At 61.6% G+C, this 22895-nt stretch carries 22 protein-coding genes; 14 read left to right on the forward strand and 8 right to left on the reverse strand.

Annotated elements, in window-relative coordinates; genetic code table 11:
* Positions 1–57 precede the first annotated feature (57 nt).
* Positions 58–1023, forward strand: a complete 966-nt coding sequence (locus tag H043_RS0102155) for a GlxA family transcriptional regulator (RefSeq protein ID WP_027610520.1) — start codon at positions 58–60, stop codon at positions 1021–1023.
* Positions 1024–1136: 113 nt separating this feature from the next.
* Here H043_RS0102155 and H043_RS0102160 read toward each other — a convergent pair whose 3' ends face one another.
* Both H043_RS0102160 and H043_RS0102165 read right to left on the reverse strand, forming a co-directional pair.
* Positions 1137–3548: a penicillin acylase family protein gene (locus tag H043_RS0102160; RefSeq protein WP_027610521.1), complete on the reverse strand. Its 2412-nt coding sequence runs from the start codon at positions 3546–3548 to the stop codon at positions 1137–1139.
* Positions 3549–3650: 102 nt separating this feature from the next.
* A complete protein-coding gene (locus H043_RS0102165; RefSeq protein ID WP_027610522.1) occupies positions 3651–4229 on the reverse strand; it encodes a DUF6436 domain-containing protein in 579 nt (192 codons plus the stop codon).
* A 99-nt stretch (positions 4230–4328) separates the two neighbouring features.
* Between H043_RS0102165 and H043_RS0102170 the strand changes: the two genes are divergently transcribed.
* The gene (locus tag H043_RS0102170) at positions 4329–5276 is read left to right on the forward strand and encodes an alpha/beta hydrolase (RefSeq protein WP_027610523.1); all 948 of its coding nucleotides are present in this window, start codon (positions 4329–4331) and stop codon (positions 5274–5276) included.
* Positions 5277–5379: 103 nt separating this feature from the next.
* On the opposite strand, the gene H043_RS0102175 is transcribed toward H043_RS0102170, so the two are convergent.
* Complete coding sequence (locus H043_RS0102175) at positions 5380–6132, reverse strand: DUF2059 domain-containing protein (RefSeq protein WP_027610524.1); 753 nt, start codon at positions 6130–6132, stop codon at positions 5380–5382.
* A gap of 108 nt (positions 6133–6240) precedes the next feature.
* Between H043_RS0102175 and H043_RS0102180 the strand changes: the two genes are divergently transcribed.
* Together H043_RS0102180 and H043_RS0102185 are read left to right on the forward strand one after the other, a co-directional pair.
* A complete protein-coding gene (locus H043_RS0102180; protein WP_027610525.1) occupies positions 6241–6873 on the forward strand; it encodes a 2OG-Fe(II) oxygenase in 633 nt (210 codons plus the stop codon).
* Between the two features lies 1 nt (position 6874).
* Positions 6875–7360 (forward strand): DUF523 domain-containing protein, encoded by a 486-nt coding sequence (locus H043_RS0102185; protein ID WP_027610526.1) that lies wholly within the window; start codon positions 6875–6877, stop codon positions 7358–7360.
* A 55-nt stretch (positions 7361–7415) separates the two neighbouring features.
* Here the strand turns inward: H043_RS0102185 and H043_RS0102190 are convergent, their stop codons facing one another.
* Entirely contained in the window at positions 7416–7985 is a 570-nt protein-coding gene (locus H043_RS0102190; RefSeq protein ID WP_027610527.1) for a transporter substrate-binding domain-containing protein, read from the reverse strand.
* A gap of 135 nt (positions 7986–8120) precedes the next feature.
* Here H043_RS0102190 and H043_RS0102195 point away from each other — a divergent pair, with 135 nt between their 5' ends.
* Entirely contained in the window at positions 8121–8546 is a 426-nt protein-coding gene (locus H043_RS0102195) for a DUF4399 domain-containing protein (RefSeq protein WP_027610528.1), read from the forward strand.
* Between the two features lie 62 nt (positions 8547–8608).
* Here H043_RS0102195 and serA read toward each other — a convergent pair whose 3' ends face one another.
* Positions 8609–9838 carry a phosphoglycerate dehydrogenase gene (serA, locus tag H043_RS0102200; RefSeq protein ID WP_003229219.1) on the reverse strand — a complete coding sequence of 410 codons (1230 nt, stop codon included), beginning with the start codon at positions 9836–9838 and terminating at the stop codon, positions 8609–8611.
* A 204-nt stretch (positions 9839–10042) separates the two neighbouring features.
* Here serA and H043_RS0102205 point away from each other — a divergent pair, with 204 nt between their 5' ends.
* The 4 genes from H043_RS0102205 (at position 10043) to H043_RS0102220 (ending at position 14417) form a co-directional block, all read left to right on the forward strand.
* Complete coding sequence (locus H043_RS0102205; protein WP_027610529.1) at positions 10043–11437, forward strand: FAD-binding oxidoreductase; 1395 nt, start codon at positions 10043–10045, stop codon at positions 11435–11437.
* Between the two features lie 41 nt (positions 11438–11478).
* Positions 11479–12144, forward strand: a complete 666-nt coding sequence (locus H043_RS0102210; protein ID WP_027610530.1) for a fumarylacetoacetate hydrolase family protein — start codon at positions 11479–11481, stop codon at positions 12142–12144.
* A gap of 301 nt (positions 12145–12445) precedes the next feature.
* The gene (locus H043_RS0102215; protein ID WP_027610531.1) at positions 12446–13369 is read left to right on the forward strand and encodes an SdiA-regulated domain-containing protein; all 924 of its coding nucleotides are present in this window, start codon (positions 12446–12448) and stop codon (positions 13367–13369) included.
* A gap of 130 nt (positions 13370–13499) precedes the next feature.
* Entirely contained in the window at positions 13500–14417 is a 918-nt protein-coding gene (locus H043_RS0102220) for an SdiA-regulated domain-containing protein (RefSeq protein ID WP_027610532.1), read from the forward strand.
* Positions 14418–14567: 150 nt separating this feature from the next.
* Here the strand turns inward: H043_RS0102220 and rpiA are convergent, their stop codons facing one another.
* On the reverse strand, positions 14568–15242 hold the full coding sequence (gene rpiA, locus H043_RS0102225) for a ribose-5-phosphate isomerase RpiA (protein ID WP_007913886.1): 675 nt from the start codon (positions 15240–15242) through the stop codon (positions 14568–14570).
* 146 nt (positions 15243–15388) lie between these two features.
* Here rpiA and ilvA point away from each other — a divergent pair, with 146 nt between their 5' ends.
* Both ilvA and H043_RS0102235 read left to right on the forward strand, forming a co-directional pair.
* On the forward strand, positions 15389–16903 hold the full coding sequence (ilvA, locus tag H043_RS0102230; RefSeq protein ID WP_027610533.1) for a threonine ammonia-lyase, biosynthetic: 1515 nt from the start codon (positions 15389–15391) through the stop codon (positions 16901–16903).
* Between the two features lie 39 nt (positions 16904–16942).
* Positions 16943–17368 (forward strand): DUF2269 domain-containing protein, encoded by a 426-nt coding sequence (locus H043_RS0102235; RefSeq protein ID WP_027610534.1) that lies wholly within the window; start codon positions 16943–16945, stop codon positions 17366–17368.
* 106 nt (positions 17369–17474) lie between these two features.
* Here H043_RS0102235 and H043_RS0102240 read toward each other — a convergent pair whose 3' ends face one another.
* Positions 17475–18131 (reverse strand): HAD family phosphatase, encoded by a 657-nt coding sequence (locus H043_RS0102240; protein WP_027610535.1) that lies wholly within the window; start codon positions 18129–18131, stop codon positions 17475–17477.
* A gap of 143 nt (positions 18132–18274) precedes the next feature.
* Here H043_RS0102240 and H043_RS0102245 point away from each other — a divergent pair, with 143 nt between their 5' ends.
* Together H043_RS0102245 and ptsP are read left to right on the forward strand one after the other, a co-directional pair.
* Positions 18275–18754, forward strand: a complete 480-nt coding sequence (locus H043_RS0102245; RefSeq protein WP_003229203.1) for an RNA pyrophosphohydrolase — start codon at positions 18275–18277, stop codon at positions 18752–18754.
* Between the two features lie 22 nt (positions 18755–18776).
* Positions 18777–21056 carry a phosphoenolpyruvate--protein phosphotransferase gene (gene ptsP / locus H043_RS0102250; protein ID WP_007965577.1) on the forward strand — a complete coding sequence of 760 codons (2280 nt, stop codon included), beginning with the start codon at positions 18777–18779 and terminating at the stop codon, positions 21054–21056.
* Between the two features lie 108 nt (positions 21057–21164).
* Here the strand turns inward: ptsP and H043_RS0102255 are convergent, their stop codons facing one another.
* Positions 21165–21911 (reverse strand): NRDE family protein, encoded by a 747-nt coding sequence (locus H043_RS0102255; RefSeq protein ID WP_027610536.1) that lies wholly within the window; start codon positions 21909–21911, stop codon positions 21165–21167.
* 130 nt (positions 21912–22041) lie between these two features.
* On the opposite strand from H043_RS0102255, the gene H043_RS0102260 reads away from it, so the two are divergent.
* Positions 22042–22824, forward strand: coding sequence for a sulfite exporter TauE/SafE family protein (locus H043_RS0102260; RefSeq protein WP_027610537.1), 783 nt, complete (start codon positions 22042–22044; stop codon positions 22822–22824).
* The last annotated feature ends 71 nt before the right edge of the window (positions 22825–22895 follow it).

The raw sequence follows: 22895 nt of genomic DNA on the forward strand, positions 1-22895 counted from the left end.
AAGCCCGCTCCCACAGGGATTTGTGTTTGCCACAGGCATTGAGGACATTGGAGGCTCATGAACAAAACCGTCGCCATCGTGGTGTTCCCCGGCGTGCAGGCGCTGGATGTCAGCGGGCCGATGGATGTGTTCGCCGAGGCCAACCGGTTTCTGCCGCCCGAGGATCACTACCAGCTGGAGGTGATCGGCCTCGAACGTGGGCCGATGGCTTGCTCCAATGGCCTGAACCTCAGCGCTCACCGACACTTCAGCGAAGCGCACGATGCTTATGACCTGCTGCTGGTGGCCGGCGGGCCGCAGTTACCGTTCATGGATTTCGGCAAGCCTTTCGACACCTGGCTGCGCGAGGCCTGCACCCGTGCCCGGCGCTTTGGCTCGATCTGCAACGGCGCGTTCATGCTGGCGCGGGCGGGATTGCTCGAAGGGCGCACCGTGACCACCCACTGGAACGATGCCGAAGCCTTGGCACTGTTGTGTCCATCGACTCAAGTCGAGGCCGACCGCCTGTATGTCGAGGACGGTGCGCTCTACACCTCGGCCGGGGTCACCGCCGGGATTGATCTGTCGTTGTACCTGTTGGCCCGCGATCACGGCGCTGAAGTGGCGCTGAGCGTGGCCAAGCGGCTGGTGGTGTTCACTCAGCGCTCGGGCGGGCAATCGCAGTTCAGCCCGTTCCTCACACCGCATGCGGAGTCGACGTCAGCGGTGGCGATGGTGCAGTTGTATGTGCTGGCCAACCTCACCGGCGATCTGACGATTGCCGATCTGGCGAACGCGGCGAACATGAGTGCGCGCAACTTCTCCCGGGTGTTCGCCCGTGAGGCTCGGGTCACCCCGGCAGAGTTCGTCGAAAGTGCGCGAGTGGATGCGGCGCGGGTGCTGCTGGAAAGCACCACGGCACCGCTGAAGACCGTGGCCTATCAGTGCGGGTTTCGCGATGCGCAGCACATGCGCAGTGTGTTCAATCGGCGGTTGGGGGTGACGCCGCGGCAGTTTCGGCTGAATTTTGCGTTGATGCTCTGAGAGATGTGTTGAGTTGGCGGGCCCGATCGCGAGCAGGCTCACTCCTACAATTGGAATGCGTTACCTGTAGGAGTGAGCCTGCTCGCGATAGGGCCCGTCCGGCTAACCGAGAACTATTGGGCAGCCCGCGCCGGCAACAGCTTCAAGGTACTGCGCGTATTGGCCGTCACCTCTTCCTCGCTGAAGTGCGCCTGCACATACATCCCCTCGACGTATTCCTCGGCCTGATCGTCATAGTGGCTGTCGAACGGCACACCGCTCTGGCCGACCGGGTTGATGGTCAGGCTGTGCGCCGGGTCGGCGAAGTCGACCAGCCGCCGCGTCGAAGGCCCGTAAGTCACCGGCCACGGCGCCGGGCCGAGCTTGGCCGAGAGGTTGTTCGGCACTTCGTGGCTACCCGGCGCGGCGAACGGCCCGACGTTGAAGATGCGATCCAGCGGCTTCTGCTGACCCAACGGATGACCGTGGGTCAGGGTGTGTGCTGTGCCCCAATGCCAGTCCGACGGATTGTCGCCGAGGGTTTGTCTCAGGTGCGCCATGCTCGCCTGCCACGCTGCTTTGACGATGTCGGCGCGGGTTTCCTTGTTCGGCGTCTTGCGGTTGTCCCACCACGGTGAATCGGCGTTCGCCGCCAGGCGCGGCAGGGCCGCGTCGATCACCCGGGTCGAGAGCAGCGTTTCGAAGAAATCGTTGCCCAGCTCATCACGCATCGCCGCATCGGCAAGATCGTAGAGGAACTGGTTGAACAGTGTGGCGTTGACCGAATCCAGCGGATAGTCGCCTTGCCACTGCGCCAGTTGCTCGACCAGTTTCAGCTGCGCCGGATCGCTCACCACTTCCCGCAACACCGGCAGCAATGGCGCCAGGGTGCGCGGGCCGTAACCGGTGGTGGTGCCCAGTTGCAGTTTCTGGTTGGCCTCGTTGCTCCATTTCACGCTCTTGTCGCTGAGCTGGCGGTTGAGCTGCTGGCCGCGATCGGCGAGGTTGTAGTAACCGGGGATTTCCATCCCGGTCGGCGACAGCGGCTGGAAGTTGGCCGAGACGATGTAGCCGCGCGCCGGGTTTTCTTCCTGCGGGTTGGCGCTGAACGGGTAGTAGCCGTCCTTGTCTGCCTGATTGCTGCTGCCGTCGAGAATGAACTCCGGCTTCACCCCGGCCGGGCGTTTCGGCAACAGCGCCGAGGCCCACCAGGCAATGTCACCCTTGGCGTTGGCGTAGACGATGTTCAGCCCCGGTGCCTGCACTTTGGTCGCGGCGGCGCGGGCCTTGGCCAGGGTGTCGGCGCGGTTGAGCTGGTAGAAGCCTTCGAGGATCGGGTTCGGCGTTTCGAGGAACGCCCACCACATGGCGATCGGCGTTTTACCGGCGGCAGTGCCGAGGGCGTCGTTGACGATCGGGCCATGGGGCGACTGGCGCAAGGTCAGCGTCACCGGCGCCTGGCCCTTCACCGCGATCTGCTGCTGGGTGCTGAGCAGATCGGTCCACTGGCCGTGGTACCAGACCTGATTCGGGTTGTCCGGGTTGACCTTCTCGGCGATCAGATCCAGATCGTCGTTCTGGAACATGGTCAGGCTCCAGCCGAAATCCAGGTTGTGGCCGAGGAACGCGAACGGCACCAGCGCCTGATGATGGCCGTAAAGCTCAAACCCCGGCGCCGACAGTTGCGCCTCGTACCACACCGACGGCACCGAGAAGCGAATGTGCGGGTCACCGGCCAGCAGCGGTTTGCCGCTCTGGCTGCGACTGCCGGCGATCACCCAGGCGTTGCTGCCTTCGAATTGCGGCAGACCGTTTTCGATCAGCGCCTGCTCGCTGAGGCGGGCGAGGGCGTTGAGGTCTTGCCAGTCGCCGGCGGCGAGGGCCGGCGTCTTGTTGGCGTGACCTTTGGCTAGCACGCCCTTGGGCTGCCATTCGAGGTCGAAGACGTTGAGGTAATCGGTGCCGAGTTGATCGCGCACGTAGGTCAGCAGCGGCTCGGTGCGAAACGCGGCGGCGAAGCTGTAGGCCATGTAACCGGCGACGCTGATGCTGTCTTCGGCGGTGAACGGCCGCTTGGGGATGCCCAGCACGTCGAACTCCACCGGCGCGGCGTGGCTGTCCTGATATTGGTTGATGCCGTCCAGATAGGCTTGCAGGGCCTTCCACGCCGGGGATTGCTTATCGAGACTGGCGACATAGCTGGCAGCGCGTTCGCGGATGCGCAGGCTGCGGAACAGTTTGTCGGTGTCGAGCAGCTTCGGCCCGAGCACTTCTGCCAGTTCGCCACGCGCGAGGCGGCGCATGGCTTCCATCTGGAACAGTCGGTCTTGAGCGTGCACGTAGCCGAGGGCGCGATACAGATCGGTTTCGTTCTCGGCACGAATATGCGGCACCCCGCGTTCGTCATAGCGCACGGTCACCGAACCCTGCAGATTGCGCAGCTCTACCTGGCCCTGACGCGTCGGTTGCTTGCTATAGACGTACCCGCCGACGCCGGCGAGCAGGACAACGATGAGCAAGGCAAGAACGGTGAAGACGCGTTTCATGGTGACTCCTTGTGCATGCGGGATTGCCGCCCGTCGGGCTGCAAACAATTAGCACAGACCTTCCGTGCCGTGCATCGCTGTCCTCGAAAAGTCCGGAATGTCTTACTGCGCCAGCACCGGCCACGGGCAATAACAACCGACCGCCAGGGTGTGCGTGGCGTTGACCGGGCGATCATCGGTCAGGGCATTGAGGATCGGTTCGATAAAACTGTTGCTGGAATTGCAGGTCAGCCCTTCGCTGTACGGCCCGAAGTACGCCAGTTTGCCGCTGCGGTCCCAGATCGCCACGGCGGGACTGGCCGGGATCTGCTCGGAGCCGGGCAATACCGCGATGGTTTTCAGATTGCTCAGGGTGGCGGGCAACTGGCCGTGGGAGCCGGTGCGCTGCACGGCGAAGAATTCCACACCGCGCGTGCCGTACTGCTCGACCATTTCCGTCAGGTGCTGTTGATTGCCGACGTTACACGGGCAGGCCGGGTCCCAGAAGTGCACGAGACGGATTTTGCCGGGGCCGGCCAGTTCATCCGGCAGGCGCAACGGATCCCCGGAAAACACCGCGGTGTGCTGACTGAACGCGCGCAGATAACGCCCCTGAAACCAGTCGTACGCCGCCCACAGCACCCCGGCACACACAAGCGCGAGCAGGCTGGCAAACAGTGCGGTGCGGTAGGGCGAGCGCATGGTTTTTCGATCCTCGAAGGGGGGCTAGCTTGCCATGCTTGCCGCAACAGATGAATATCGCAGGCCGATAAAGTCTGTTTACCGCTTTGGAATACCCGCATGCCTGACACTTTCGATGCCGATCATTTACGCGCCAGCCTCAAGCCTTTGGCCCAGTGGCAGCCGTTGTCGGACGAGGCGAAAGCGTATCAGCGGTTTTATAAAACCGACTTCCCGGAGCGTGATGTCTGGCGCGGCATGGGCCGCTTCGAAGTCGATGGTTATGAACTGGTCAGCCATTGCTGGTGGCCGGAGAAGGTCAAGGGCACGCTGTTTCTGCTGCACGGGTTTTACGATCACACCGGGCTGTATCGGCATGTGATCGAGTGGGCGCTGGATCAGGATTTTGCGGTGATCGCCTGCGACTTGCCGGGCCATGGTCTGTCGAGTGGGCCGCGAGCGAGCATCCGCGACTTCTCCGAATACCAGGACGCCTTGCAGGCGTTGTTCGCCGAAGCCAGTTCGATCGCCCTGCCGCAACCCTGGCATCTGTGCGGACAAAGCACTGGCGGCGCGATCGTCGTCGATCATGTGCTCAATCATGGCGAGAACAGTCCGGCGCAGGGTCAGTTGATTCTACTGGCACCGCTGGTGCGTCCGCGCGCCTGGGGCTGGTCGCAGCTCAGTTATTACCTGCTGAGGCCTTTCGTGCGGGGCATCGCCCGGCGCTTCAGCGAGAACTCCAACGACCCGGATTTCCTGCCGTTCCTGCAGGCTGATCCGTTACAGCCCAAACGCTTGCCGACGGCGTGGGTCGGTGCGCTGTCGCGCTGGATCATCCGTGTGGAACACGCGAAAAAAAGTCCGCGACGGCCGCTGATCATTCAGGGGCAGGCGGACATGACCGTGGATTGGCAGCACAACTTGCAGGTGCTGAAGTGGAAGTTCGACCGGCCGCAGATTCTGCTGCTGCCGCAGGCGCGGCATCATCTGGCGAACGAGACGCTGGAAATGCGCGAGGAGTATTTCGAGTTTCTGAACAAGCGGATCAGGGGGCGGAATCTCTAGCGTCTTCGAGGGCCTTATCGCGAGCAGGCTCACTCCTACAATTGATCGCGGTCTCCTGTAGGAGTGAGCCTGCTCGCGATGGCGGTCTGAAAGGCGATAAAGATTACTGGCTGTGGTTCGAGGCGCTTTGCCCCACCGCCAACCCCGCCCGAATCGCCGCCAGCGCCGCCTGGTAATACGCCTTGCCCTCGCTGGACTCGGCGAAGGTCGCGAACTGCTCCAGTTCGTCATCCGACAGATCGCGATAAACGTAGAGCAGCGTGTTGTTCAAATCGGCGCCGATCTGCTCCATCAGACGCTGGCGCTGACCGTTCAGCATGCCTTGCGCCTGACCGCCGCCGAGCAGGCCGGGGATCATCGAGCTCAAACTGTCCGCCGCCACCCCGGCAATCGCCAGGCTGACTTCCGCGCCGGCCTCGCGGGCGGGCAGGGCCTGGGCCAGATGGCCGATGATCAGCAGGCGGCTGTCGCTGGCCTGCATCTTCGGCAGGCCCTTGGCGTTCTTCGCCAGTTGATCGCGACGGGTGGCGAGTAATTCAGCGGCGACGATTTTCTTGCCCAGCGGTGACTGGAAGAAAGTCAGCGCCGGTTGTGGATCGGCAAGGTGCTGGCGCAGTTGCGCTTCGGCACGCTGATCCATCGCCTGGGGGGCGAAGCGCTGGTTGCTGTTGTTGACCAGGGCTTGAAACACCGCCGGCGGCAGGTTGTTCTGGTAGCGCTGCTGCGCGGCACTCAGGGCATCATTGAAATGCGCACGTTGATCTGGCCAGCCGGCGATCTTGTACAACTGATCGTGGCCGTCCGCCCAGGCGGGCAAAACGCAGAACATCAACAGTGAAAAAAGCAAACGGCGCATAGGGACTCCTGTCAGCAGCGGACTATTCTCCGTGCGGTGCCGGTACTTGTCGAGAATTCGTAGCAAGCCGCTGCGTGGCTCTGTCGGATTTCTTGCCGCCGACATACTATGCGCGCCATGCAAATATCCTCTGAACACCCGCTGCTGTTACGCATCGTCGACGACCTGGCCGAACACGGCTGGTCGCAGCAGAACATTTTCCTGCCCGCAGGTTTGACCCGCGAGCTGGCGGCCGAGTGCCGCAAACGTGAGGCCGAGGGTGAGCTGGCGCCGGCAGCGGTAGGCCGTGGGCCGTTTTCGGAGATTCGCGAGGGTATTCGTGGCGACCACATCCAGTGGATCGACCCGGGCCAGGCCGAGGCCAGCGACCGTTATCTGAACCTGATGGACAGCCTGCGCGAGGCGCTCAATCGCGGGCTGTTCCTCGGGCTCGAGGATTTCGAGTGCCACTTCGCCCTGTATCCGCCGGGCGCGTTTTACCGCAAGCACGTCGACCGTTTTCGCGACGATGACCGGCGCATGGTTTCGGCGGTGGTCTATCTCAATGACGCGTGGCTGCCGGAAGACGGCGGTCAGTTGCGCATGTATCTGGACGAAGACCGGGTCCACGACGTGCAACCCACCGGCGGCTGTCTGGTGGTGTTCCTCTCCGGTGAGGTGCCGCATGAAGTGCTGCCGGCGCACCGCGAACGCCTGTCGCTGACCGGCTGGTTCCGCCGCCGTGGCAACGAGCCGTTCTGATATGCAGAAGATTCTGGTCAGCCGCTGCCTGTTGGGCCACCACGTGCGTTACGACGGCGGGGCCAGCGGGCCGTTCGATCTGCTCGAACAGTGGATCGCCGAGGGCCGCGTGGTACCGCTGTGTCCAGAGGTAGCTGGCGGTTTGCCAACCCCGCGTGCTGCGGCGGAAATCCCCGGCGGGCAGGGCGCCGAAGTGCTCGATGGCCAGGCGGCGGTGATCACCAGCGAGGGCGAGGACGTCAGCGCGCAGTTTCTCGATGGTGCGCGGCAAGCGCTGGCGCTGGTGCAAAAGCACGGCATCCGCGTGGCGGTGCTCAAGGCCAACAGTCCTTCTTGCGGGAATTTGCTGACCTATGACGGGACGTTCAGTGGCGTCAAAGTCTCTGGCGAAGGCGTGACGGCAGCATTGCTCAAGCGCCATGGTGTGCAGGTCTTCAGCGAGCTCGAACTGCCTGAAGCCGCAGTGGCCCTGACCCAGCTCGACTGAAAGCCCCCCACAAAGCCCAAGTGGGAGCAAGCCCCCTCCCACAGGGTTTATGTGTTCATTTGGGTTCGGTGAACCACTTTTGCGACAATGCCGCCAAGCGTCCATCTGCCTTGATCCGCTCCATCGCGCTCGCAAGACTGGCCTGAAACGCCGGATTACCCTTCTGAAACGGAATCGCCAACTCCACCGGCACCGCCGTCTTCGGCTTCTCCTCGGTCAGCGCCTGTACCAGCACCATCGGTCGAGGCTGCTCATCCTTCTTCGCCAGCAGCTGCGAATCGACCTTGCCGTAAGGCTCGCTGACGTCGAAACGATCCTTGAGTTCAGGTGTCAGTGCTATGTGGTTGAGCGCAACGTCGTACTTGCCGCTTTCAACGCCCTGGAGCAGGTCGGCTTCGTCGGTGACGATGAAGTCGGCGCGCACATCCAGCTCGTTGGCCAGCAGTTGCCCAAGCTCGACCTCGAACCCCGTGAGTGTGTCGCCATCCTTGAAATTGAAGGGCGGTGTATTAGCCTCAAGGGCAATGCGCAACTCGCCACGGTCGTTGACGTCATCAATCAGTTCGGCGTGAGCCAGAGGGCTCAGAAGGGGTAGCAGGCAGATCAGGCCAGGCAGAAAGCGCATGGTCACTCCTTTGAAATCATTATTGCGATGCTCTGAGTCAGGCTCGCTTTGCTATGGTTGTCGAGTGCCTTCGACAACGAATGGTCATGAAGTTGTCATGACCGCGCGGATTTTACGGAAAAACTGGAGAAGAGAATGAAAACGTTTATGTCACGAGCAGCCTTGGCTGGCCTGTTGATGGGTGTTTCAGTGCTGGCCAGTGCAGCGACCCCGGCACCCAAGGGCGCCGAAGTGTTCATCGTTTCTCCCGAAGACGGGGCCACGGTTTCTCAGGAGTTCAAGGTCAAGTTCGGGGTCAAGGACGTTGCGCTGGCACCCGCCGGTGACGTCACCAAGAACACCGGGCACCATCACCTGCTGATTGATGCCAAGGAAATCGTTCCGGCCGGTTCCGTCGTGCCGACCGACGCCAACCATATGCACTTCGGCAAGGCGCAAACCGAGGCCACAATCAAACTGGCCCCGGGCAAGCACACCTTGCAACTGGAGCTGGGCGACAGCGGCCACATGGCGTTCGATCCGCCGATCGTGTCGAAAAAGATCACCGTCAACGTCGAATGACGTTTTCGCACGCATGAAAAAGGGAGCCCGAAGGCTCCCTTTTTTTGTCGCTCAGCGTCGGATCAGAACAACACGCGGCTACGGATGGTGCCGTTGACGTGTTGCAGTTTCTCTTGCGCCAGCTCCGAGTACTCGGCGTCGACGTCGATCACCACGTAACCGACTTTCTCGTTGGTCTGCAGGAACTGACCGGAGATGTTGATACCGTTTTCGGCGAAGACCTTGTTGATCTCGCTCATCACACCCGGGATGTTCTCGTGGATGTGCAGCAGGCGGTGCTTGCCAGGGTGGGCCGGCAGGGCCACTTCCGGGAAGTTTACCGACGACACCGAAGTACCGTTGTCGCTGTACTTGACCAGTTTTTCCGCCACTTCCAGACCGATGTTGGCTTGTGCTTCGGCAGTCGAACCACCGATGTGCGGGGTCAGGATCACGTTGTCCAGGCCACGCAGCGGGCTTTCGAACTCTTCGTCGTTGGAGCGAGGCTCCACCGGGAACACGTCGATGGCCGCGCCGATCAGGTGCTTGTCCTTGATCGCGTCCGCCAGGGCGTCCAGCTCGACCACGGTGCCGCGCGCGGCGTTGATCAGGATGCCGCCCTTCTTGATGGCGCGGATTTCCTTCTCGCCGATCATCCACTGGGTCGCAGCGGTTTCCGGAACGTGCAGGGTGACGATGTCGGACATGCCCAGCAGCTCGTGCAGGTTGCCGACCTGAGTGGCGTTGCCCAGCGGCAGCTTGGTCACGGTGTCGTAGAAGAACACCTGCATCCCTAAGCCTTCCGCCAGAACCGACAGCTGAGTACCGATCGAGCCGTAGCCGACGATGCCGAGTTTCTTGCCACGGATCTCGAAGGAGTTGGCTGCGGACTTGATCCAGCCGCCACGGTGGCAGGAAGCGTTTTTCTCAGGGATGCCGCGCAGCAGCAGGATCGCTTCGGCCAGCACCAGTTCCGCGACGGAGCGGGTGTTGGAGTACGGCGCGTTGAACACGGCGATACCGCGCTCGCGGGCAGCACTCAGGTCAACCTGGTTGGTGCCGATGCAGAAACAGCCGACCGCGACCAGCTTCTTCGCGTGATCGAAGATCTCTTCGGTCAGTTGGGTGCGCGAACGAATGCCGATGAAGTGAGCGTCAGCGATCTTTTCCTTGAGCTCGGCTTCCGGCAAGGAGCCTGTCAGGTATTCGATGCTGGTGTAGCCCGCCGCCTTGAGGACGTCGACAGCCGATTGGTGGACGCCTTCGAGAAGAAGGAACTTGATCTTGCTCTTATCGAGAGAAGTCTTGCTCATCTGCGTAAACCTGTATCCCGGAGAAAAATGGCAGGAAATGGTCAACAGACATTGACCTGGACGACAAGAAAGCCGTCACCGCAGAACTGGCCTTGGGCACTGGCCTGCGGGGTCGGTATGCTAGCATAGCCGCCCCGCTAATCACTCATTCCTGCGACGTGAAGCGTTCTCAGGATGACCATGAATTGTTCGAGAGTTCTGTCGATGACCAATCCTGCCCTGATTGATGAACTGAAGACCCTGGTCGAGCCTGGCAAGGTCCTGACCGACGCCGACTCCCTGAATGCGTACGGCAAGGATTGGACCAAGCACTTCGCGCCCGCGCCAAGCGCCATCGTGTTTCCCAAGACCATCGAACAGGTGCAGGCCATTGTCCGTTGGGCCAACACCCATAAGGTGGCGCTGGTGCCGTCGGGCGGGCGCACCGGGCTGTCCGCCGCCGCCGTCGCCGCGAATGGCGAAGTGGTGGTGTCGTTCGACTACATGAACCAGATTCTCGACGTGAACCTCACTGACCGCACCGCCGTGTGTCAGCCGGGCGTGGTCACCGAGCACCTGCAGAACGTCGCCGAAGAGAACGGCTTGTATTACCCGGTGGACTTCGCCTCCGCTGGTTCGAGCCAGATTGGCGGCAATATCGGCACCAATGCTGGCGGGATCAAGGTGATTCGCTACGGCATGACCCGTAACTGGGTCGCCGGCCTGAAAGTGGTTACCGGCAAGGGCGATGTGCTGGAGCTGAACAAAGACCTGATCAAGAACGCCACCGGCTACGATTTGCGCCAGTTGTTCATCGGCGCCGAAGGCACCCTCGGCTTTGTGGTCGAAGCGACCATGCGTCTGGATCGCGCGCCGAAAAACCTCACTGCGATGGTCCTCGGCACCGCCGACTTCGACTCGATCATGCCGGTGCTGCACGCCTTCCAGGGCAAGCTTGATCTGACCGCGTTCGAATTCTTCTCCGACAAGGCATTGGCCAAAGTGCTGGGGCGTGGCGACGTACCGGCGCCGTTCGAAACCGACTGCCCGTTCTACGCGCTGCTGGAATTCGAAGCGACCAGCGAAGCAGTGGCCAACACGGCGCTGGAAACCTTCGAACACTGTGTCGAGCAAGGCTGGGTGCTGGACGGTGTGATGAGCCAGAGCGAAACCCAGCTGCAGAACCTGTGGAAGCTGCGCGAGTACATCTCCGAGACCATCTCGCACTGGACGCCGTACAAGAACGACATCTCGGTCACCGTGTCGAAAGTCCCGGCATTCCTGCAGGAAATCGACGCGATCGTCGGCGAGTACTACCCGGACTTCGAAATCGTCTGGTTCGGCCACATCGGCGACGGCAACCTGCATTTGAACATTCTCAAGCCGGATAACCTGAGCAAGGACGAGTTCTTCGCCAAGTGCGCGACCGTCAACAAGTGGGTGTTCGAAACCGTCGAGAAGTACAACGGTTCGATTTCCGCCGAGCACGGCGTCGGCATGACCAAGCGCGACTACTTGACGTACAGCCGTTCGCCGGTCGAAATCGAGTACATGAAAGCGGTCAAAGCGGTGTTCGACCCGAACGGCATCATGAACCCGGGCAAGATCTTCGCGGTTTGATTGGCAATCCCTGATGAATCAATGAAGGCAGGAGTCGGTAAATGAGCTATCAGCACCAGTACGTCGACGGCACGCGCATTCACTTCCCGATCGGGAAAGTGGTGTGCATTGGCCGTAATTATGCCGAACACGCCAAGGAACTGGACAACCCGGTGCCTACCGAGCCGTTGCTGTTCATCAAGCCGGGCAGTTGCGTGGTGCCGCTGGAAGGCGGGTTCAGCATTCCGACCGAGCGCGGTTCGGTGCACTACGAAGCGGAAATCGCCGTGTTGATCGGCAAGCCGCTGTCGACCAAGCCGAGCCGTGAAGAAGTGCTCGACGCGATCTCCGGTTTCGCTCCGGCGCTGGACCTGACCCTGCGCGACAAACAGGCCGAGCTCAAGTCCAAGGGCCTGCCGTGGGAAATCGCCAAGTCGTTCGACGGCGCGGCGGTGATTGCCCCGTTCGTGGTCGGCAGCACTTTCCCTGACCTGACCGACATCGGCATTCGTCTGACCATCAACGGTGAAGTACGCCAGGACGGCAACAGCAGCGCGATGCTCAACCCGATCGTGCCGATGATCCAGCACATGGCCGGCTGCTTCTCGCTGCAGGCCGGCGACGTGATCCTCACCGGCACGCCAGTGGGCGTCGGCCCGCTGAATGTCGGTGACGACATCGTGTTGGAACTGGTTGGCGCGAGCAGCTTCAGCAGCAGCGTTCGCTAACCGCGAAACCGTAACACCCTGTGGCAGCGAGCCTGTTGTGGTGAGGGGATTTATCCCCGATGGCCTGCGCAGCAGTCCCAGTTTTTGGGGCCGCTTCGCAGCCCATCGGGGATAAATCCCCTCACCACAGTGCTCGCTCCCACATCGCTTTGTGGTGTCCTGAAGAAGGTTGGCGGCACACGCCAATCCCGCCATTTGCCGTTTTTTTCACATCCTGTCCGGATAATTCCTCGCATTCTGGCGTCTGAGCCGGCCTCTTTGTGCTATTACCCTTAGCCTGAATTTTCGGAACGCGTCCCTGATGTCAGCTCACACTCAGCTCAATCCTCCTCGTCGCTCACGTTTCGCCCTGCGCTGGTATGTCTGGCTGTTGCTGGTGCTTGCCGCCGCGTATGGCCTGGCGTTTGCCATGCACTGGGACGACCGTGGCCTGCTGTGGCTGCGCGAGCGCTTCGAGAGCCAGACCGAGCAAAAGGCGAGTATCTGGCTGCCGGACTATCGGGCGGTGATCGATGGCAAGCTGCTGCCGGGTATGGAGAAGGACGAGGCCTCGGACCTGTCCTACAACCCGCAGACCAAAACCCTGTTTTCAGTGATGGGCAAGAATCCGTTTCTGGTCGAACTGACCCTGCAGGGTGATGTGCTGCGCAAGATGCCGCTGGTGGGCTGGAGCAATCCGGAGGGCGTGACCGTGATGGAAAACGGCCTGATGGCGATTGTTGATGAGCGCGAACACCTGCTGACCATCGTCAAGGTCGATGCCAACACCCGCGAGCTGAATATCGCCGACTTCCCGAAATACGATCTCGGTCCGTCGAAAAACCAGAACAAGGCATTCGAAGCAATCACCTGGGATCCGCACAACCAACAGTTGCTGCTGGGCGAAGAGCGGCCGCCGGCGTTGTTCACCTGGAAGAGCGACGGCAGCCAGATCCTCAAGGGCGACAAGCAGAAGCTGGCCAGCGATGAACTGGATATCCGCAACCTGTCGGCGCTGGCGATCGACCCGCGTACCGGCCACACCCTGGTGCTGTCTGCCGATTCGCATCTGTTGTTGGAGCTGGACGAGAAGGGTGAGCAGGTCAGCTTCATGACCCTGCTCGGCGGCTTCAATGGTTTGAAGGACACCATCCCCCGCGCCGAAGGCGTGACCATGGACGACGCCGGTACGCTGTACATGGTCAGTGAGCCGAACCTGTTCTATCGCTTCGAAAAGCAGAAATAACCACCTTTCACTAATCCTCATGTAGGAGCTGCCGCAGGGTTGTCTTGTGGCCTGAGGCAAGTGGCCATTAAGCTTCAGTTCAGACAGGCGTGATATTTCATCCGCCTGTTTTGATCCCGAGCCTGCCTGAATGCGTCGACTTGCCCGCCCCAAGCCCCTGTTTATCATCCTGTCGGTTTTTGTCCTGATCGTGTTGATCGCGATCGGCCAATACCTGCGCCTGTTCGAGCGCGCCTGGTTCAATCTGCATACCTTGTGGCAGCCGTTGAGCAGCGAGGCCATTGGTCTGGATCAATACCGAGTCGAAGTCGAAGCCAGGGTCATCGACGGCCTGAACGACGATGTCTCGGCGCTGACCTACGATCCGGTGCGCAAAAGCCTGTTCACCGTGACCAACAAGAATGCCGAGCTGGTCGAGTTGTCGCTCGAAGGCAAAATCCTGCGGCGCATCGCGCTGATCGGCTTCGGCGATCCTGAAGCGGTGGAGTTCATCAGCGCCGACACCTATGTGATCACCGACGAGCGCCAGCAACGCCTGATCAAGGTGCATCTGGAGCGGGACACCACGTTCCTTGATGCGGCGGACGCCGAACAGATGACCCTCGGCGTGCACATGAGTGGCAACAAGGGCTTCGAAGGCCTCGCGTACGACTCAGTGGGCAAGCGCCTGTTCGTCGCCAAGGAGCGTGACCCGATGCTGATTTATGAGGTGCACGGTTTTCCGCACTTCAACCCGGAAAAATCCTACGCGGTACACGTGATCAACAACCCCAAGCGCGATGCCGGGATGTTCGTGCGCGATCTGTCGAGCCTGCAATACGACGAGCGCAGCGGCCATTTGCTGGCGCTGTCCGACGAGTCGGGACTGATTCTGGAACTGGACGTGGACGGGCGGCCGCTGAGTACCTTGTCGCTGAACAAGGGGCGGCAGGGTTTGCAGAAGAGGGTGCCGCAAGCCGAAGGCATTGCGATGGATGACGACGGGACGTTGTATCTGGTGAGTGAGCCGAACTTGTTCTACGTCTTCAAAAAGCCTGCGCAAAACTGACTGACACCCAAAAAACCAAATGTGGGAGCGGGCTTGCTCGCGAATGCGGTGTATCAGACAAATTAATGTATCTGACACACCGCATTCGCGAGCAAGCCCGCTCCCACAGGGGGTAATGCATTTGCCTGCAAGAGTGTGGGCAGTCTCGGCTTACTCAGCCTTCAGCGTCTTCACACCTTCGCTGGTACCCAACAACAGCAGATCCGCCGGACGCGCCGCGAACAGGCCATTGGTGACCACGCCGACGATCGCATTGATCTGCGCTTCCAGCTCCACCGGGTTGGTGATCTGCAGGTTGAACACGTCGAGGATGATGTTGCCGTTGTCGGTCAGCACGCCTTCGCGGTACACCGGGTCGCCGCCCAGTTTCACCAGTTGGCGGGCGACGTGGCTGCGAGCCATCGGGATCACTTCCACCGGCAGCGGGAACTCGCCCAGCACCGGCACCAGTTTGCTGGCGTCGGCGATGCAGATGAAGGTCTTGGCCACGGCCGCGACGATCTTCTCGCGAGTCAGGGCGGCGCCGCCACCCTTGATCAGGTTCAGGTGCGCGTCGCTCTCGTCGGCGCCGTCGACGTAGAACTCCAGGTCGCTGACGGTGTTCAGCTCATACACCGGAATCCCGTGGCCCTTGAGGCGCGCCGCAGTGGCTTCGGAGCTGGCAACCGCGCCATCGAATGCGCCCTTGTGCTGGGCCAGTGCATCGATGAAGCAGTTGGCGGTGGAGCCGGTGCCGACCCCGACGATGCTCTTGTCGTCGAGTTTCGGAAGGATGAAGTCGACGGCGGCCTGAGCCACTGCCTGTTTGAGTTGATCCTGGGTCATGCGGGCTCCGGAAGCGGGCAAGGTGAGTGCGGAAAGGCCGGCATTATAGCCGCAAGCCGGGCTAAAACCTCCTGATTCGTGTGGTCGCACGGGCAAAAGCCGGGTTAGACTCGTCGGTCCCGCCCAATCGCCAGTGATGCTTTCCGATGCTCGAACAGTACGTCAAAAAGATCCTCACCTCGCGCGTTTATGACGTTGCCGTAGAAACCCCGCTGCAGAACGCTCGCCAGCTCTCCGAGCGGCTGGGCAATGACATTTGGCTCAAGCGTGAAGACTTGCAGCCGGTGTTCTCGTTCAAGATTCGCGGCGCCTACAACAAGTTGACCCAGTTGACTGACGAAGAGCGCGCCCGTGGCGTGGTCACTGCGTCGGCGGGCAACCATGCGCAGGGTCTGGCGCTGGCGGCGAAAGTGCTGGGTGTGAAAGCGACCATCGTGATGCCCAAGACTACTCCGGAGATCAAGGTCGAAGGCGTGCGTTCGCGTGGCGGCAAAGTCGTGCTGCACGGTGATTCGTTCCCGGAAGCACTGGCCTACTCGCTGAAGCTGGTCGATGAAAAGGGCTACGTCTACATCCACCCGTACGACGATCCGCACACCATTGCCGGGCAGGGCACCGTGGCGATGGAAATTCTGCGCCAGCACCCGCAACCGCTGGACGCGATCTTCGTGCCGGTCGGCGGCGGCGGTCTGATCGCCGGTATTGCGGCGTACGTGAAATACCTGCGTCCGGACATCAAGGTCATCGGCGTCGAGCCGGACGACTCCAACTGCCTGCAAGCGGCCATGGCCGCCGGCGAGCGCGTGGTGCTGCCGACCGTAGGCATCTTCGCCGACGGCGTGGCCGTGGCGCAGATCGGCCAGCACACCTTCGACATCTGCAAGGATTACGTCGACGAAGTGATCACCGTCAGCACCGACGAGATCTGCGCGGCCATCAAGGATATTTACGACGATACCCGCTCGATCACCGAACCTGCCGGCGCCTTGGGCGTGGCCGGGATCAAGAAGTACGTCGAGTTGCGCGGCGTCAGTGGCCAGACCTTCGTCGCCATCGACTCCGGGGCCAACGTCAACTTCGATCGCCTGCGCCACGTCGCCGAGCGAGCCGAGCTGGGCGAGGGTCGCGAAGCGATCATCGCCGTGACCATCCCGGAGCAGGCCGGCAGCTTCAAGGCGTTTTGCGAAGCGATCGGCAAGCGCCAGATCACCGAATTCAACTACCGCTACAACACCGGCAGCGAAGCGCACATCTTCGTCGGCGTGCAGACTCACCCGGAAAACGACCCGCGCAGCGCACTGCTGGCGAGCCTGACCGAGCAGGGCTTCCCGGTACTCGACCTGACCGATAACGAATTGGCCAAGTTGCACATCCGCCACATGGTCGGCGGCCACGCGGCGCACGTGATCGACGAAGTGGTGTTTCGCTTCGAATTCCCGGAACGTCCGGGCGCGCTGTTCAACTTTCTCAACAAGCTCGGCGGGCGCTGGAACATCTCGATGTTCCACTATCGCAATCATGGCGCGGCGGATGGTCGTGTCGTCGCAGGCCTGCAAGTACCGCATGACGAGCGTCATCTGGTGCCGGCGGCACTTGAAGAAATCGGCTACCCGTACTGGGATGAAAGCGAGAACCCGGCCTATCAGCTGTTTCTTGGCTGAGCGGCTACGCTGATGGGCAGGCCCTGAGGAAATCGAACAATGGAAACGTTAACTGCCCTGAAAGCCGCGCACATGGTCGCCACTGTAGTATTGCTGGCTGGTGCGCTCGGGTTGGGAGTCTGGGTTTTTCTGGCGCGCCGCAAAGGTGATGCAACGGCTGGCAGCCGCACCTTGCAACGGCCACGGGTGTTCATCTGGCTGTTGATGGGCCTGGCGTTGCTGAGCATGCCGTTTACCGGCTGGGGCATGGTGCATCTGGTGGGGTGGCCGCTGGGGCAGACCTGGCTGCTGGCTTCCAGCGTGCTGTACACCGTGGCGGCGCTGGCGTGGTTCTGGTTGCTGGTGCGGTTGAATCGCTTGCGCAAGGCGCCGGGCGGCGTTGGCAGGTTCACTTTTGCCTTGGCGTTATTCAGCTTTGTCTGCTTTATCGCCATTGCCGGGTTGATGGGCGCCAAGCCTGTTTAAGGCTTGAGACCGCGTCGAGCCCATTCGGGAGCAAGCCCCCTCCCACATTGGATTTGTGTTGTGAACACCATCCCCTGTGGGAGCGAGCCTGCTCGCGAAGGCGTAATCAGCCGCGCAACGAAATCACCGGCCAGCCCCGCTTCTCGGCCTCGGCGCGCAGATTCGGATCTGGATCCACCGCCACCGGGTTCGCCACCTGCTCCAGCAGCGGCAGGTCATTCATCGAGTCGCTGTAGAAATAGCTGTCATCCAGCGAATGCCCGGTTTCCTCCAGCCAGCGATTCAGGCGCGTCACCTTGCCTTCGCGGAAGCACGGAATGTCGGTGCTGCGCCCGGTGTAGCGGCCATCGACCATCTCGCACTCGGTGGCGATCAGGGTTTCGACGCCCAGGCGCACCGCAATCGGCGCGGTGACGAAGCGGTTGGTGGCGGTGATGATCACCAGTTTGTCGCCGGCGTCGCGGTGCTGTTTGAGCAGTTCCAGCGCCTTGGGCAGCACGATCGGCTCGATGCAGTCGCGCATGTAGTCGTTGTGCCACTGTTCAAGCACGGCCATTTCGGTGCGGCCGAGGATTTCCAGGCAGAAGTTCAGGTACGCGGCGTTATCCAGTTGGCCGGCCAGGTAATCCTGGTAGAACTCGTCGTTGCGCTGCTTGTATGCAACCGGGTCGAGGAAGCCGCGTTCGCACAGATAGTCGCCCCAGGCGTGATCGCTGTCGCCGCCCAGAAGGGTGTTGTCCAAATCGAATAGAGCCAGGCGCATTGCAGTTACCCGCTGAAAAGTCAGTAAAAAGGCGACAAGAATACGGTCTTTTCACAAGAGTGCACATAAGGTAGGAACCTTCGTTGCCGCCTTATCAAGCTTTGTGGAACAATGCGGCGACATGCGTTTGCGAGGTTGTTGCCGTGATCGACCCCGATGGTTTCCGCCCCAATGTCGGGATCATTCTGACGAATGACGCCGGCCAGGTGCTATGGGCTCGCCGTATCAATCAAGATGCCTGGCAGTTTCCACAAGGGGGAATCAATCCCGAGGAGACGCCGGAAGACGCCTTGTACCGCGAGCTGAACGAAGAAGTTGGCCTGGAACGTGAAGATGTTGAAATACTGGCCTGTACCCGGGGCTGGTTGCGCTATCGTTTGCCGCAACGTCTGGTGCGTACCCACAGCCAACCGCTGTGCATCGGCCAGAAACAGAAATGGTTTCTCCTGCGCCTGATCTCCAACGAGCAGCGGGTGCGGATGGATTTGACCGGTAAACCGGAGTTCGATGGCTGGCGCTGGGTCAGTTATTGGTATCCGTTGGGCCAGGTGGTGACATTCAAGCGCGAGGTGTATCGACGCGCCCTCAAAGAGCTTGCCCCGCGCCTTTTAGCGCGCGACTGACGACGGAGTTCGACCCCGAGCCATGCTCAATACGCTGCGCAAGATCGTCCAGGAAGTTAACTCCGCCAAGGATCTCAAGGCGGCGTTGGGGATTATTGTGTTGCGCGTCAAAGAGGCCATGGGCAGCCAGGTCTGCTCGGTCTACCTGCTTGATCCCGAGACCAACCGCTTCGTCCTGATGGCCACCGAGGGCTTGAACAAGCGCTCGATCGGCAAGGTCAGCATGGCACCCAACGAAGGTCTGGTGGGTCTGGTCGGCACGCGTGAAGAACCCCTGAACCTCGAAAACGCCGCGGATCACCCGCGCTACCGTTACTTCGCCGAGACCGGCGAGGAGCGCTACGCCTCGTTCCTCGGGGCGCCGATCATTCACCACCGCCGCGTCGTCGGCGTGTTGGTCATCCAGCAGAAAGAACGCCGCCAGTTCGATGAAGGTGAAGAAGCCTTCCTCGTGACCATGAGCGCGCAGCTCGCCGGCGTAATCGCCCACGCCGAGGCCACCGGGTCGATCCGTGGCCTGGGCCGTCAGGGCAAGGGCATTCAGGAAGCCAAGTTCGTCGGCGTACCGGGTTCGCCGGGTGCCGCCGTCGGTACTGCGGTGGTGATGCTGCCGCCGGCGGATCTGGACGTGGTGCCGGACAAGCACATCACTGACATCGACGCCGAGCTGGCGCTGTTCAAGACCGCCATCGAAGGCGTGCGCGCCGACATGCGCGCGTTGTCCGCCAAGCTTGCGACCCAGCTGCGCCCGGAAGAGCGTGCGCTGTTCGACGTCTACCTGATGATGCTTGACGATGCCTCGCTGGGCAGCGAAATCACCACCGTGATCAAGACCGGCCAGTGGGCCCAGGGCGCGCTGCGTCAGGTGGTCACTGAGCACGTCAACCGTTTCGAACTGATGGACGACGCCTACCTGCGCGAGCGTGCGTCGGACGTCAAAGACCTCGGTCGGCGCCTGCTGGCCTACCTGCAGGAAGAGCGTCAGCAGAATCTGGTCTACCCGGAAAAAACCATTCTGGTCAGCGAAGAGCTGACGCCGGCGATGCTCGGCGAGGTGCCGGAAGGCACATTGGTCGGTCTGGTGTCGGTCCTCGGTTCGGGTAACTCGCACGTCGCGATCCTGGCCCGGGCCATGGGCATTCCGACGGTGATGGGCCTGGTTGACTTGCCGTACGCCAAGGTTGACGGCATCGAGGTGATCGTCGATGGCACCCGCGGCGAGGTCTACACCAACCCCAGCGATGTGCTGCGCAAGCAGTTCGCCGAGGTGGTCGAAGAAGAGAAACAGCTGGCGCTGGGCCTCGACACCCTGCGTGATCTGCCGTGCGTGACCCTCGATGGCCATCGCATGCCGTTGTGGGTCAACACCGGTCTGCTGGCCGATGTGGCGCGGGCGCAGAAGCGCGGCGCCGAGGGAGTCGGTCTGTACCGCACCGAAGTGCCGTTCATGATCAACCAGCGTTTCCCGAGCGAAAAGGAACAACTGGCGATCTACCGCGAGCAACTCGCCGCGTTCCACCCGCAACCGGTAACCATGCGCAGCCTGGACATCGGCGGCGACAAGTCGCTGTCGTACTTCCCGATCAAGGAAGACAACCCGTTCCTCGGCTGGCGCGGGATTCGCGTGACCCTCGACCACCCGGAAATCTTCCTGGTGCAGACCCGCGCGATGCTCAAGGCCAGCGAAGGCCTGAACAACCTGCGGATCCTGCTGCCGATGATCTCCGGCACCCACGAACTCGAAGAAGCCCTGCACCTGATCCACCGGGCCTGGGGCGAAGTGCGTGACGAAGGCACCGACGTGCCGATGCCGCCAATCGGGGTGATGATTGAAATTCCGGCTGCGGTGTACCAGACCAAGGAACTGGCGCGGCAGGTGGACTTCCTGTCGGTCGGCTCCAACGACCTGACCCAGTACCTGCTAGCCGTCGACCGCAACAACCCGCGAGTGGCCGACCTCTACGACTACCTGCACCCGGCGGTGCTGCAAGCCCTGCAAACCGTGGTCCGCGACGCGCATGCCGAAGGCAAACCGGTGAGTATCTGCGGCGAAATGGCCGGTGATCCGGCAGCGGCGGTGCTGTTGATGGCGATGGGCTTCGACAGCTTGTCGATGAACGCCACCAACTTGCCGAAAGTGAAGTGGATGCTGCGCCAGATCAACCTGAGCAAGGCCAAGGATCTGCTGGCGGAGCTGATGAAGATCGATAACCCGCAAGTGATCCACAGCTCGCTGCAACTGGCGCTGAAGAATCTCGGGTTGTCGAAGATGAATCCGCCGGCGGTCAACAAGGCCCTCTGAAAGGCTGATGGCCCCTTCGCGAGCAAGCCCGCTCCCACAGGGATTTGTGTCGATCACAGAACCAATGTGGGAGCGGGCTTGCTCGCGAAGGCGTCAGTCCCGCTACCGCTAAACCTGAACCTCCACCTCCCCCAAATGCCCGCCATACGGCCCGAAACTGCGCTCGACCATTCGCCGCGTGCCGTCCGCCTGCACGATCAACGCCGTACTCGCCCGTGTCCCGTAACTTTGACTGGCAATAAACACACTTGACAGTAACGATTCAGTCGCCAGCCCGACCCCGGTGTCCGGCAATTCATTAAACGGCGCGGTCTGCGCATCGCTCAGTAACCCCAGCAGTCGCGCAGGCTGCGGATCATCCAGCACCGCACTCAATGCAGCCTTGGCCTTGAGCAATTTCGGCCACGGCGTATCCAGCCCGGCATTCGACAGCCCGTAAACCCCGTGTTCGAGCATCACCGGCTCAGACGTCCGCGCATTGAAGTGCCACAGCTCATGGGTATTACCCAGCAGCAGATTGAACCCGGCGTATTCCGGCGAGCGACCGACCACATCGCGCAAATAATCATCAATTGACGCATCACCCGCGAGAAACCGCGCCACCAGCTCTCCCCGCGATTTGCGCGCTGGTGGCTGGTGCGGATCGCGGATATTGGTCAGTGCGGCGAAGCGTCCGTTGGCACCAATCCCCAGCCACGTGCCGCCCGCCTCAAGATCGCGCCCGGCATGCACGTGCGGCGCGTCGGCCCATGGCGCCAGCGGCAGGCTCGGGCGGGCGTAGAACTCGTCACGGTTGGCCGCGACGATCAGCGGCTGGGCATGGCCCGGGCGCCAGGCGAAAACGATCAGGCACATAAGGTGGTCCTTGTGTGTTTTCTGCTCACTCTACGCAGTCGGCGTCCGTGCATCCATCGTCAGTGGAGCCAAAGGGCATGCATCCGTTACCATGCCGCTCCGGTTTTGGGGATGCGTCTGGGAGACGGTCATGGAATTTCTGCTCTATCTGGCGTTGGGCGCCTGTGCGGGCGTGCTGGCCGGGCTGTTCGGGGTGGGCGGCGGGATCATTATTGTCCCGGTGCTGGTGTTCAGTTTTACCTTGCAGGGATTCGATCAGTCGATCCTCACGCATCTGGCGGTAGGGACATCGCTGGCGACCATCATCTTCACTTCGGTCAACGCCGTGCGTGAACACCATCGACGTGGTGCGGTGCGCTGGCCGATCTTCATGTGGATGACCGTGGGTATTCTGCTCGGCGCCGGTTTTGGGGCGCTGACGGCCGAGGCGATTTCCGGGCCGAACCTGCAGAAGATCATCGGCGTGTTCGCCTTGGTGATTGCCGTGCAACTGGCGCTGGAGGTCAAACCCAAGGCCAGTCGAACGGTGCCGGGCAAACTCGGTCTGACCGTGGCCGGCAGTGTGATCGGCTGGGCCTCGGCGATTTTCGGAATCGGCGGCGGTTCGCTGACCGTGCCGTTCCTGACCTGGCGCAGCGTGCCGATGCAGCAGGCGGTGGCAACGTCGTCGGCCTGTGGCTTGCCGATTGCTGTGGCGAGTGCGTTAAGTTTCATGATTCTGGGCTGGCATGATCCGCTGTTGCCGCCGCATAGTCTCGGTTTTGTCTATTTGCCGGCGCTGCTGGGCATTGCCCTGACCAGCATGGTGTTCGCCCGTCTCGGCGCGCGCCTGGCACACAGATTGTCGCCGCGCTTGCTGAAACGGCTGTTCGCCGCTTTGCTGTTCTGCGTGGGCCTGAATTTCCTGCTCTGATCCGCTGGGTCAGAACGGGCCGCAATCCTGGCTTAATCCTGAGGTGGCAGCGTCGCCCGGGAATTTTGGTT

This window comes from Pseudomonas sp. URIL14HWK12:I6 (assembly GCF_000514195.1).
GTDB lineage: Bacteria > Pseudomonadota > Gammaproteobacteria > Pseudomonadales > Pseudomonadaceae > Aquipseudomonas > Aquipseudomonas putida_A.